The organism is Streptomyces sp. NPDC030799 (assembly GCF_055572255.1).
The window spans coordinates 94,886-107,032 of record NZ_JBVIDS010000020.1 but is presented as its reverse complement, the minus strand read 5'-3'; the positions used below and the strand labels follow the sequence as shown (position 1 = coordinate 107,032).

Genomic DNA, 12,147 nt, shown 5'->3' with positions numbered 1-12,147 from the left:
ACGCCGTTCCAGGACACTTCGGCCGCTCTTCGATCACTCCGCGAGAAGTTCGCGCAGCTCGGTCACGACCGCCTGCTCGTCCGTGCCGTCCAGCGCCGCGAGTGCCGCGTGCCAGGCGTCGTGCGCCTCCGGCCGACGTCCCTGCGCGCGCAGCAGCAGCCCCTGCTGGTGCCGGGCCAGGCCGCCCGTGTACCCGTCGGCGCGGGCGTCGGCCCGGCTGAGCAGCTCGGCGCACTCGTGGGCCGCCCGCTCGGTCTCCCCCAGCTGCCGCAGCGCACGGACCAGGCCGAGCCGGGTCTGGGACTCGCCGTGCCAGTCGCCGTGGCCGCCGAGAATGCGCAGGCTCTCCTCGAAGTGCTCGGCGGCGGCACCCGGTTCGCCCAGGCTGAGATGGGCGTAGCCGATGTTGCAGTGCGCCGAGTGCTGCAGGATGACCGCGCCGATCGCGTCCCCGATCGCCAGCGAGCGCCGGTGCTGCTCGATGGCGGCGCGCGGGTCGGTGTGCTCGTAGAGGTTGCCGAGGTGGCTGTGGGTGACGGCCTCCCCGTAGGGGTCGTTCAGCTGCCGGGAGTAGGCCAGACTCTGCCGCAGCGCCTCCCCGGACTCCTCGAACCGCCCGAGCCCCTCCAGCAGCAGCCCGCGGTTGTTCAGGCAGCGCCGGATCCGCGAGGCCACACCGAGCCGCCGCCAGATCTCCAGCGACTGGTCGGTGAGGGCGAGGGCGTCCTTCTGCCGGCCGGCCAGGAAGTGCAGGCCCGCCAGGTCGCCCAGCGCATACGCCTCGGCCGGCGCGTCCCCGAGCAGCCGCGCCGCGCCGAGCGCGGCCCGCCCCAGCACCTCCATCTCGGCGACCCGTCCGCTGCGCTGGACATACGGAAAGAGCAGCCGTGCCAGCACCGAGAGAGGAGCGGCCCGTTCCGCGTCGAGCGTGTCCGCGTTCCGTGACACCAGGGCGACCACGTTCTCCAGCTCCACCTCGCCCCAGGCGAAGGCCTGTTCGGCGGACTCGAAGCGCGCCATCCCGGCCAGGTCCGTCGCATGGTCCGGCGGCTGTGCGGCGGTCGGCCGGCGCCGGTCGTCCTGGTCGAGCCCGGGCTCCGCGATCGCCTCCAGCAGCCGCTCGGCCACGGCGGCGTACCAGCGCAGGGCGGTCGGATCCGGGGCGGGGACCGGGAGGGAGCCGGACGCGGCGGCGGCACCGGCCGGGCCGGCGGTTTCCCGGCGCGGGCCGTGGCCGTCGCGCCCCGGCTCGGCGCCGGACGGAGCACCGGGCACCCACGCGCCGGGGTCTTTCTCCGGGTCCTTCGCCGGCTCCTCCCCTGGGCCCTTCCGTGTGTCCTTCCCTGCGTCTTTCCCTGCGTCCCTCCCCGCGCCCGCCTCCGTCGCCTTCCCCGTGTCGGCCAGTTCGCGGGCGAAGTCGCGGACCAGGTCGTGCGGGGCGTAGCGGCCGTAGGCCGTCTCCTCCAGCAGGGCGACGTCGACCAGGCGGTCGAGGGCGGCCTCGGCACGGCGCTCGTCGGTGCCGGTGAGGCGGGCGATCAGCGGGGCGCCGTAGGTCGGCAGGTCGAGCGCGCCGATGTGGCGCAGGGTGAGGGCCGCGTCCCGGTCGGCCTCGCGCTCGGCGGCGGCGAGCGCGTCGTGGGCGACGGCCAGGGAGCGCCGGACGCTCAGGTCGTCGTACTCCAGGTGCCGCAACCGCCCACCGGTCTCGGCGAGTTGGCCCGCCAACGCATCCGGGGTGAGGGCGCGACGGGCGGCGAGCCGGGCGGCGACGACGCGCAGCGCCAGCGGGAGCCCGCCGGTCAGCTCGACCAGGGCGTGACCGGCGTCCAGTCCCTCGCGTCCGCTCACGGCGCGGAGCAGCGCCGCGCTGTCCTCACCGGTCAGCGGGGCGAGCGGGAAGCGCCGGGCGCCGTCGAGCGCGGTCAGCGGCGAGCGGCTGGTGACGATCACGGCACAGCCAGGCCCGGCCGGCAGCAGGGGCCGTACCTGGGCCGCGCTCGCCGCATCGTCCAGCACCAGCAGGATGCGGGCCGGCGCGAGCAGCGAGCGGAGCAGGGCGGCCGCCGCGTCCGGGTGCTCCGGGATGCTGCGGGGCTCGACCCCCAGGTCCCGAAGCAGCGCGGCGAGCGCCTGCGCGGAGGGGAGCGGGGTCATGCCGGGGGTGGCGCCGTGCAGGTTGACGTACAGCTGACCGTCGGGGAATCGTTCCCGCAGCCCGTGCGCGACATCCAGGGCGAGCGCGCTCTTGCCGACGCCCGCCATGCCGCTGATCACGGCGATGGCGGGGGCCGGAGCGGGCGGCTCGGTGAGCGCGTGCCGCAGCTCGCGGCGGACGTCGGCACGACCGGTGAAATGGGCAGGCGGGGGCGGCAGCTGGGCCGGCCGCGGGGCCTGCCGGACCTCCGGGGCACCGGCCGGGTGCGGGACCGGCGTCGCACCCGGCCCCTCCCCCTCGGTGTCTGCATCGGTATCGGCGTCCAAGGGGCGGTCGTCCCGGCGCGGTTGACGGACATCGCTCTTCACGCCCGGCCGGCGGGCGTCACCCTTCTCGTCGCTCCCCCGCAGCACCTCGACATGCGCCTCGCGGACCGCGGTGCCGGGTTCGATGCCGAGTTCCTCGACCAGGCGGGCGCGCAGATCACGGTGCACGGCGAGCGCCTCGGCCTGACGGCCGGTGCGGTGCAGGGCGAGCATGAGCTGACGGTGATACGCCTCGCGCAGCGGGTGCTCGGCGACCAGCGCCGCCAGCTCGGGGACAATTTCGACCAATCGTGCGCCGCCGAGGGCGAGTTCGGCGTCGTAGCGCCACTCCAGCAGGAGCAGCCGGGCCTCCTCCAGGCGCTGCACCAGGGCGTAACCGCCGAGGTCGGCGGGGAGTCCGCTGAGCGGGGCGCCGCGCCAGAGCGCGAGTCCGGCCGCGCAGGCCCGTACGACACCCGGCCAGTCCCGCCGGGCGTGCGCGGCCCGCGCCTCGGCGACCCGGGCGTCGAAGACGTGCACGTCCAACTCGCCGTGATCGACGCGCAGTACGTATCCCGGCGCTACGGCCCTGAGCCGGTCGGGGTCGTCCAGGAGCCGGCGCAGCCGGGTCACGTGGTTGTGCAGGGACGCCTGCGCGGAGACCGGCGGCGCCCCGCCCCACAGGGCGTCCTTCAGCGACTCCACCGACACGACCCGGCCCGGCTCCAGCAGCAACGCGGCGAGCAGTGCGCGCACTTTGGGGCTGCCGATGGCACGGACGAGGTTGTCGGGGCTGTTGGGGGCGGACTCGGAGGACGCGGTGTCGCCGGGGGCGGTGGCGCCCGGGGCGCCAGATGTGTCGGGGTCGTCGGTGGCGTCGGAGCCGTCGGGGGTGGGCTTGCCGTGCGGGGTGCCGTGCGGGGTGCCCTGCGGCGTGCCGCCGGTGGCAGGTTCGCCGGGATCTGCACCGGGGGACTTGGTCGAGATTCCGAATGGCGGTCGGTCGTACAGGACCGGCGGTCCCAGCAGTCCGAACCGCAGCCCGCACCGCCGCATCACGCCGCTCCACTGCCTTCCCGCGGTCGGGGCCGACCGTGCTCCGCGGCGAGCGTGTGCCCGCCGATCCTTGGCGGAAATCCGCCTGTCCACAACGGTTTCCCGCCACCTTCCGCCTGCCGGTCCGGCCCCGGATCGGCCTGTCCGACGGCTTGATTCCGGATACCGTCGGCAAGTTCCGGCCAACGAGCCCTCGACCTGCCGACGAACCGTTGGCCACATGTTAGCGATCCGTTGGCGAATCCTGATGTGATCATCTCCATCGGATCTGGTCCAACGGCGCGCGCGTATGTCGCGTAACTCGGGGGAGTGTCGCCGCAGGCTGGATCCGGGGACGCAAGGGGCCCCGGTCGGCGGAGGTGAACGCCCGGGGCCCCGTCCCGTCCCCTCCGCCACGACTCCTTTGCGCCGGTCGGCCCACCGGCAGGGCGCGGTTCCCCGGCGGAACCGCTCCTCACATCACCGGCGGGCGCCCCAGCCGGGTCAGTCGCCACACCGTCCGCCAGCGCATCGGGCGGCGCTCGCCGGCCGGCCTCCGGAGCCCCTCCGCGAAACCGGCGAACCATGCCTTCAGCCCGGCCGGGGAGCGGGTGCGGGCCAGGGTGAGCAGGACCCACACGCCGAGATGCACGGGAATCAGCGGCAACGGCAGCCGGCGCCGGACGAGCCAGACACGGTTACGGGCGTTGACGCGGTAGTAGATGGCGTGCCGGGCCGGTGAGGTCTTGGGGTGCTGGAGCAGCAGCTCGGGAGCGTAGAGGATCTTCCAGCCGGCGTCCGCGGCGCGCCAGGCGAGGTCGGTCTCCTCGTGTGCGAAGAAGAACTCGGCGGGCCAGTCCCCGGTTTCGGCCAGCATGGCCATGCTCAGGGCATGTCCGCCGCCGAGGAAGCCGGTGACGTAACCGCCGCGCATCGGATCCGACTTGCCCACGCGGGGCACGTGCCGCTGCTGGGTCTCGCCGTGCTCGTCGGCGATGCGGAAGCCGACGATGCCGAGGCGCGGATCGGCGGCGTACAGGTCCCGTACGCGTCGCAGCACATCGGCGTCGACGAGCAGCCCGTCGTCGTCCAGTTCCACGACGACGTCGACGTCGCCGTACTCCCGCAGCCGGGCGAGCGCGACGTTGCGGCCGCCCGGACAGCCGAGGTTCTCCTCCACGTCGATGGTGGTGACCTCGCCGGGCAGGGAGAGCCGGCGGGCGAACTCGGGCAGCCGGCAGCCGTTGCCGACGATGACGATGCGGGCGGGGGCGAGGTCCTGCTTGGCCACGGACTCCAGCAGGGCGTCGACCTCCGCCGGCCGGTTGCCCATGGTCACCACGGCCACGGCGATCCTCGGCTCCACCACGTCACTCACCCCATCCGGCCGACGGCGGCGCCGCCCCCTGAACGCGGTGCCCGCCGTTCACCAAGATGTTGCCTCAGCTCCGCGGGTTCACCCGGCCCCGATTCACTTTGCGGCCCTTTTGCTCCGGATTCACCCGCACGTTTCCTGTGCGGGCGGCGACCAACGGGCAGCGAGGCGACGGGCGGCGCAGCTCCGGGCGGGTGGCCATGCCGCCCAGGAGGCGGTATCTGTGTCACGACCGGGGCGCGACCAAGCCGGTTCGCCGCGCTTCCGGCGAAAGAGTCTCATCCTCGCCACCAAGGCACCGGGGGGATCATGGGCGCCGATACGGTTATCGCCGTCTGCGCGGTCTTGATAGCGCTTGGTTCGCTCTGGGTCAGCCTGATCCAGACGAGAGCAGCCCGGGAACACAACCGGCAATCCGTGCGGCCCGCGCTGCAGATGCGCACGGTCAGGGCCGCTACGCATTAGGAGTTGTCCGATCTTGGTCTGCCAGGGTCCGCGGATGTCCGAGAAACGGGTCTCCACTCCTGGTCACACTCGGTTTCGGACGGCGGACGATGGCGGGGCGCTGCGAAGCAGCCCGGTCGTGAACCGCCACCGTCGAATCCGCACTCGCCGAGCCTGGAACGCGTGCGCTGAGGAAGCCTGCCCCAAGCGCGACATCCCGCCATGACAGTACGCCGCTTTTCAGCCGCGTCCTGCGCACAAACAGGTAGTTCAGTGTGTTGACTCGTCACCGCATGCGACTATTGACGGATTCCTTTAAGGACCCAATTGAGGAAGTCTGCAACCTCTTGATCGCTGTTCATTTTCGCCAACCCTGCGATCTTGTAATCGTCATAAGCCAATGCAATCCAGAACTCCCCTACTCGCCAGAAGCATGCCAGCTCTCCATGAATACCCGGCTTGTCGATATTTCGATGACCGCCGCCCGATAGATAGTCCTCGATGCTGTTGCATTGAGAGCGCTTAGCCGGCGCAGCGTTAGAAGTCGCATCAAAATAGGCGCGCATGGATTTAAGAGTCGGGAAAGCGATGTACTTCGCGTGTCCGGGATCATCACTTTTTCCGCAGACATAGCCAATTGCCGATAACGGCACATCTGCAGTTCTTTTGCAATTGCTCCATTCACTTTCCGCCACGGCGTGATATGCCAGTACATTCAACGCCGCATCGACATTTAGCGAGGGTGTTGCCGACGGTGTTGACCTACTCTTGCGTCCAAGAGGGCGATTGGTGCTTGGAGCAATCAAAAGTACAACATTGCCGATTACCATCAAGGCACCCAGAAATGCTAGGGTAAGGCGAACCTTCCGCCGCATTCTCGAGGCCTTCGAACGGGGAAGGTGTCCACTGTTGATCACTGCGAGCGTAATAAACATCAGGCCCACGCAGATCAGGGTCACAGCAAGGGGGAATGGCATGACTGATTCTCCAGTAGGCCTAAGGGGTACGCAACCGGGCGCTACATCTCACCGCAAAAACTCTATTGTCCAGGGAGTCCCGTCAGGGGACACACTGAATACCCGCTAGGTTTATCTACAAATCCATACCTTCTAACCCATGCGCTAAGCTCTCTATCGCTAGGATTAGCACCCGTACCGGGCTTCGAGGAAACCGTCGACTCCAAGTACGGGCTTTCAGCATCTAGAATCCACCAGGAAGTAAGATATTTGGGACGTCGTGTAAACCTCAGGACACCGCTGCCCGGCTGAAGTCGATACTCGTAGCGCACAAACGGGACGTCCTTATTTGCTGCGGGCTGTGTTACCCAATCAGGGGCCCGTTCCCTCTGCTGCAGCCAGTCATTCCAAGAATCGCCCATAGAGACATACTCCAGGGTAACCCGGTCTCTCCGGGTGAGCAGGACGTCGCTTGAGGCTTCGATCGCGTCATAGGGACTCGCCTTGTCGAGCTCAATGATTTTTTCTTCGGTTATGGTTTCCCCCGGCTCCAGCCATGAATCCGGCGCGACAATCCGCCCGGACTCAATCAAGACCTGACTCGGTGGGCCAATGCTCTGATGGATCGCGGCATCTCCATTGTTGGTCAGTTCTTCCATCCAATCTGCCTGCCCCCTCAGGACATCCTTTTCGGCATACTCCCCGACGACCGAATAGACAGAATTTACGATAGAAACGCCGACTTTGCCGATATTGCTCACTTCCAACTTTACGGGCAGCAGTGTTCCACCGCCCGCCCTCGCTGTCGGCTTTCCGAATACAACACGATTTGAAATGTTCTCAGGATTTGAATATGGCAGGTATATTTGCGAATACGCGAAGTTCCCCACTGCGATAAGCCCAGAGGCAAGGACTCCAATCGCAAACTGCCGTGGTGCTGGGATATCCTTCCATACGCCTTTTTTGTGCAGCAGGGTCCATAGAGCCCAAATCGACCAGGCTATGAGTGTGATCCACACGAAGACGTAGGGAGTGTATTCACGTCCCTGGATCTGCAGGGACATCATCATCAAGTTGTGGCCCAGAACAGTCATCGCCCCGAGCAGAACAAAAGCTCCCGAAAACTTGACGTGCACCTGCCCCCAATAGTCGAACGAAGCGACTGCGGCAAGTAGGCAGATTCCGGCGCCAACGACCATGAGAACGCCTGTAAGTCGCCCAAGGTACGTGATTGCTCCAGCCACATCACTGACTCCCATGAGACCGAGGAATGCAGCCGAGACAAGCAGGCCCAGGATCATTGTGATGGGCGTAATGTGCCCATACAGGTATGCTAACCGTGGGCTGGCGGCTAGTCTGCTCGAAAAATTCTTGCCCATGAAATCATGGTCACAGTGATGGTGCTCGTCAGCATCCTGGACTACTCCGTTTGGGGAGTCGAGACAGAAGCAGGTCGCGGAACTCAAGCGACCGTAGAGGTATCGCTACCGTCCTGCGGTCCATCCCTAATCCGCCGTTTCCGCCGGCCGCTGGCAGAGATCGTCGGAACGCCGATGGGGGAGGTCGAAGTCCTCCGGGCACCAGAATGAGCAATCCCGCCTGATGTCATCAGCGACCCTTTCCCGGTTGGCGGATATTCCCACCTTGGAAGCGATGGCGTCGGCTTCATTCCGGTCGTCCTGGCGGTCTGCCATGCCTGTGACCGGCCCCGTGCCACGAGTGGGCCGCCGCCACCATCGAATCTCGCGTGCTCACCTCGCCGTCGTGGGTCCCGGCGTGGCGGCACACTGCGGCGGTCGGCTATCACCCCGGCGGGGCCGGGATAACCGTGGACCTGGACGATGCAGCGGCCATCGAATGGGCCGGCCAGTCCCTGCCCAGCACCCGGATGGTGCCCACCCGCAATCACCGTGCCCGCACCGGCCGGCGGCCGGGGCGTGCCGCCACCGAACGTTCCGCCTACCTGGAACGCGGTCACATGGCTGAACAGCGCATCACCGAGGCCCGCAGCGCAGTCCACACGACCGTGGACCGGACGTTTCTAGCCGTGCTGTCCACCCATGGCCGGTGCGGCTGCCTCACCGACGCTCACATCGCGCGGCTGTTCACCGCCGCTCAGGCAAAGGGGAATCGCCCCGGCACGTGGACCAACGGCGTCGGCCGGGTGGAACTGTGACCAAGGCCGACGACGAAAACAACCCGACCCGCGAGGTCATCACTGACTACGCCTGGGCGCATTTCCGGTACTCCGCACCGCCGACGGGGCCGTGTACACGCAGAACAACGCCCACCCTGTGGCCGGCCCGCCTCCGCTCCCCGTTCGAAGCCCTCGCGCCTGCCGAGGACGTGCAGCCTGTCCACATCCGCGTCGCCCCCGGATTCGACTGCGCGACCAAGCGCGTCCTGTACACCGACGACCCCGATTCCGGCCCCACTGAGACCAGAAGAGAGACGACCGACACCCGCGCAGCACGCTCCCTGCGCCGCCGTCGCATCCACTGAACGCAAAAGCCCAGCTCAGACAAGTCTGAGCTGGGCTTCAGTGGAGCCGCTTTCGGGATTCGAACCCGAGACCTACGCATTACGAGTGCGTTGCTCTGGCCATCTGAGCTAAAGCGGCGCGCCTGCTGCACCGATGGTGCGATCAGCGACGTCGGTAAGTCTACACAGTTTCCGGGGGTGCTTCGTACCAGCCCCGGGGCGGGTGGCTCCGGGGCCGGTGGGCGGGGTTACGAGCAGCGCTTTCCCTCGGTCGGTGGGGTGCCGTGGAGCAGGTAGGTGTTGATCGCCGTGTCGATGCAGGTGCTGCCGCGGCCGTAGGCGGTGTGGCCGTCGCCGACGTAGGTCAGGAGACGGGCCGAGGACAGCTGGCGGGACAGGGCCTGCGCCCAGCGGTAGGGGGTCGCCGGGTCGCGGGTGGTGCCGACCACCACGATCGGCGCCGCGCCCCCGGCGCGGATGCGGTGCGGCTCACCCGTGGCCTTCACCGGCCAGTACGTGCAGTTCAGCGACGCCCAGGCCAGACCGGCACCGAAGACCGGGGACGCCTTCTCGAAGGCGGGCAGCGCCTTCTCCACCTGGTCGGGGCCGGTGAAGGCGGGCGGCAGGTCCAGGCAGTTCACGGCGGCGTTGGCCATCATCAGGTTGCTGTAGTGGCCGTCGGCGTCCCGTTCGTAGTAGCTGTCGGAGAGCGCGAGCAGGCCCGCGCCGTTGTTCTTCTTCATCGCGGAGGTCAGCGCCCCGCGCAGCTGCTCCCATGTGCCCTGGTCGTACATCGCCGCGATCACCCCGGTCGTGGCCAGCGCCTCGCCCAGCTTGCGGCCGTCCGCGTCGCCCGCCGGGACGGGATGCGCGTCGAGCTTGCGGAAGAACGCCCTGAGGTGGTCCCCGACCTGCGCGGGCATCGTGCCCTTGCCGCCGAGCGGGCAGTCGGAGTGCCGTACGCAGTCCTTCGCGAACGCCTGGAACGCGGTCTCGAAGCCGGCCGTCTGCTCCAGGTTCAGCTTCCGGGCGTCCAGGGAGGGGTCCATCGCGCCGTCCAGGACCACCCGGCCCACCCGGTCGGGGAACAGCCCGGCGTACGTCGCCCCGAGAAACGTGCCGTACGACGCTCCCACGTAGTTCAGCTTCGGATCACCGAGGGCCGTCCGCAGGATGTCCATGTCCCGCGCCGCCTCGACGGTGGAGACGTGCCGCAGCAGCCGCGCCGAACGCGCCCCGCAGCTCTCCGCGAACTTCTTGTCCGCAGTGACCAGCGCGTTCCGCTCCTGCTGGTCGTCGGGTGTCAGGTCCGTCTGTGTGTACACGTCCATCTGGTGGCCGTCGAGGCACTCGACGGGCTCACTGCGGGCGACGCCCCGCGGGTCCACGGCGACCATGTCATAGCGGGCACGGACGTCGGCCGGGTAGCCGATCCCCGCGTAACCCTGCAGGTAGGCGACCGCCGAGCCGCCCGGTCCGCCCGGGTTGACCAGCAGCGAACCGAGCGGCTTGCCCTTGCCGGTGGCCTTCTTCCGGGCGACGGCGAGCCGGACGTCACCCGAAGCGGGCTTGGCGTAGTCGAGGGGGGCCTTCATCGTCGCGCACTGGAAGCCGGAGACACCGCAACTGCGCCAGTGCAGCTTCTGGCTGTAGTACGGCGCCAGCGCCGACGGTGTCGCGCGCGGCAGCGCGGCCAGCGCCGCGTCCGTCGCACCGTCGGCCGACGTGGTGGAGCTCCCGGAGGAGCACGCGGACGCGAGCAGGGCGACGGCCGCGAGAAGGGTGGTCGTGAGGCGGGCCGTCGTGCGGGCGCGGGGGCTCCGGGTCCGGCGGAGGGATGGCCTGAGGTGCATCAAGCGAGCGTAACGCTGAGCGACGGATCGGACGCGGCGCGTGGGAATTATGGCTCGTACGGGGTACACAACCGCACCTCCGAGGGGTGTCTCCAAGGGTGTCAGAGCGGTGTCCATGGGCCGCCTTGGTCCGGCAGGGGGCCGGGCCGAAGCGCGCCGGGGGCTCTCGGCTCCCCGGCTCCGGGGCGGTCCCGGCACCGGGGGCGACCGGCCCGCGGTGCGGGGTGTCAGCCCGCCCGCAGTGCCATTGTCATCGCCTCCACCGCCAGCAGCGGAGCCACATTGCGGTCGAGGGCCTCGCGGCACGCGGCGATGGCCTCGATGCGGCGGAGCGTGGCTTCCGGGCTGCTGCCGCGCGCCAGCCGCTCCAGGGCGTCCTCGGCGTCGGCGTTGGCGATCGCCACGCGGGAACCGAGCTGAAGGGCGAGGACATCGCGGTAGAAGGCGGTGAGATCGCCGAGGGCGACATCGAGGCTGTCGCGCTGCGTGCGGGTTCTGCGGCGCTTCTGCATGTCCTCCAGGTCCTTCATCACACCCGCCGTGCCGCGCGGCAGCCGGCCGCCCTGGGCCGCGCCCAGTGCGGCCTTCAGCTCCTCGGCCTCCTTGCCGTCCATCTCCTCGGCCAGCTGCTTGGCGTCCTCGGCGGCCGCGTCGACCAGTTCCTGGGCGGCCTTGAGGCACGCGCCGACCTCGTCCAGGCGCAGCGGCAGTTTGACCACGGCCATGCGGCGCTCGCGGGCCGCCGGGTCGGTGGCGAGGCGCCGGGCGCGGTCGACGTGCCCCTGGGTGGCGCGGGCGGCGGCCGTCGCGACCGCGGGCTCGATGCCGTCACGCCGTACGAGCATGTCGGCGACCGCTTCGACGGACGGCGTGCGCAGGTTCAGGTGGCGGCAGCGGGAGCGGATCGTCGGCAGGACGTCCTCGACGGAGGGGGCGCACAGCAGCCAGACCGTGCGCGGGGCGGGCTCCTCCACGGCCTTGAGGACGGCGTTCGCCGACTTCTCGTTCAGCCGCTCGGCGTCCTCGACCAGGATGATCTGCCAGCGGCCGTTCGCCGGGGCGGTGAACGACTTGCGGACCGTGTCCCGCATGTCCTTCACGAGGATCTCGGAGCCCACCGCAGCCACCGTGGTGACGTCCGCGTGGGTGCCGAGCAGCGCGGTGTGGCAGCCGTCGCAGAAGCCGCAGCCGGGGGAGCCGCCGAGGGCGCGGTCGGGGCTCACACACTGCAGGGCCGCGGCGAAGGCCCTCGCCGCCTGGTTCCGGCCGGCTCCGGGCGGGCCCGTGAACAGCCAGGCGTGCGTCATCTTCGACGCCTCCGGCAGCGGCTCGTCGGCCGCGGCGGCCGTGACGAGGGCGTCGGCGTCCCGCGCGGCCGCGTCGAGCACTGCGCTCACCTTCTCCTGCCCGACGAGGTCGTCCCATACGGTCATGGGTCACGCCGCCCTTCCGTCACACTCCGCGTTCCGTCCCTCCATTGTGCGGGCGGGCACTGACAACGCGGTCCGGCGGATGTTGCCCCGAGGGTGGTGAAAGACGA

At 69.4% G+C, this 12,147-nt stretch carries 7 protein-coding genes, 1 tRNA gene and 1 pseudogene; 2 read left to right on the top strand and 7 right to left on the bottom strand.

Annotated elements, in window-relative coordinates:
- Positions 1–33 precede the first annotated feature (33 nt).
- The 4 genes from ACZ41I_RS38510 to ACZ41I_RS38495 all read right to left on the bottom strand — a co-directional run bounded on the left by ACZ41I_RS38510 (position 34) and on the right by ACZ41I_RS38495 (position 7,652).
- On the bottom strand, positions 34–3,519 hold the full coding sequence (locus tag ACZ41I_RS38510; protein WP_468516340.1) for an AfsR/SARP family transcriptional regulator: 3,486 nt from the start codon (positions 3,517–3,519) through the stop codon (positions 34–36).
- Between the two features lie 454 nt (positions 3,520–3,973).
- Positions 3,974–4,867, bottom strand: a complete 894-nt coding sequence (locus tag ACZ41I_RS38505; protein WP_363217568.1) for a glycosyltransferase family 2 protein — start codon at positions 4,865–4,867, stop codon at positions 3,974–3,976.
- A 749-nt stretch (positions 4,868–5,616) separates the two neighbouring features.
- Positions 5,617–6,294, bottom strand: a complete 678-nt coding sequence (locus ACZ41I_RS38500) for a hypothetical protein (RefSeq protein ID WP_468516339.1) — start codon at positions 6,292–6,294, stop codon at positions 5,617–5,619.
- A gap of 62 nt (positions 6,295–6,356) precedes the next feature.
- Entirely contained in the window at positions 6,357–7,652 is a 1,296-nt protein-coding gene (locus ACZ41I_RS38495; protein WP_399773249.1) for a hypothetical protein, read from the bottom strand.
- Between the two features lie 368 nt (positions 7,653–8,020).
- On the opposite strand from ACZ41I_RS38495, the gene ACZ41I_RS38490 reads away from it, so the two are divergent.
- Complete coding sequence (locus tag ACZ41I_RS38490; protein WP_468516338.1) at positions 8,021–8,449, top strand: hypothetical protein; 429 nt, start codon at positions 8,021–8,023, stop codon at positions 8,447–8,449.
- Positions 8,446–8,667 (top strand): annotated as a pseudogene (locus tag ACZ41I_RS38485) (ATP-binding protein); the annotation flags it as partial. The gene ACZ41I_RS38490 and the pseudogene ACZ41I_RS38485, both read left to right, overlap by 4 nt.
- 149 nt (positions 8,668–8,816) lie before the next feature.
- On the opposite strand, the gene ACZ41I_RS38480 reads toward ACZ41I_RS38485, so the two are convergent.
- From ACZ41I_RS38480 to ACZ41I_RS38470, 3 genes are all read right to left on the bottom strand, one after another.
- A tRNA-Thr gene (locus ACZ41I_RS38480) sits at positions 8,817–8,893 on the bottom strand.
- 109 nt (positions 8,894–9,002) lie between these two features.
- Positions 9,003–10,607: an alpha/beta hydrolase gene (locus ACZ41I_RS38475; protein ID WP_468516337.1), complete on the bottom strand. Its 1,605-nt coding sequence runs from the start codon at positions 10,605–10,607 to the stop codon at positions 9,003–9,005.
- Positions 10,608–10,834: 227 nt separating this feature from the next.
- Complete coding sequence (locus ACZ41I_RS38470) at positions 10,835–12,040, bottom strand: DNA polymerase III subunit delta' (RefSeq protein WP_468516336.1); 1,206 nt, start codon at positions 12,038–12,040, stop codon at positions 10,835–10,837.
- Between the last annotated feature and the right edge of the window lie 107 nt (positions 12,041–12,147).

Bases quoted from the DNA above. Each gene is read 5' to 3' on its own strand.
- ACZ41I_RS38470 (WP_468516336.1), bottom strand. From the start codon at position 12,040: ATGACCGTATGGGACGACCTCGTCGGGCAGGAGAAGGTGAGCGCAGTG.
- ACZ41I_RS38495 (WP_399773249.1), bottom strand. From the start codon at position 7,652: ATGGGCAAGAATTTTTCGAGCAGACTAGCCGCCAGCCCACGGTTAGCA.
- ACZ41I_RS38475 (WP_468516337.1), bottom strand. From the start codon at position 10,607: ATGCACCTCAGGCCATCCCTCCGCCGGACCCGGAGCCCCCGCGCCCGC.
- ACZ41I_RS38500 (WP_468516339.1), bottom strand. From the start codon at position 6,294: ATGCCATTCCCCCTTGCTGTGACCCTGATCTGCGTGGGCCTGATGTTT.
- ACZ41I_RS38510 (WP_468516340.1), bottom strand. From the start codon at position 3,519: ATGCGGCGGTGCGGGCTGCGGTTCGGACTGCTGGGACCGCCGGTCCTG.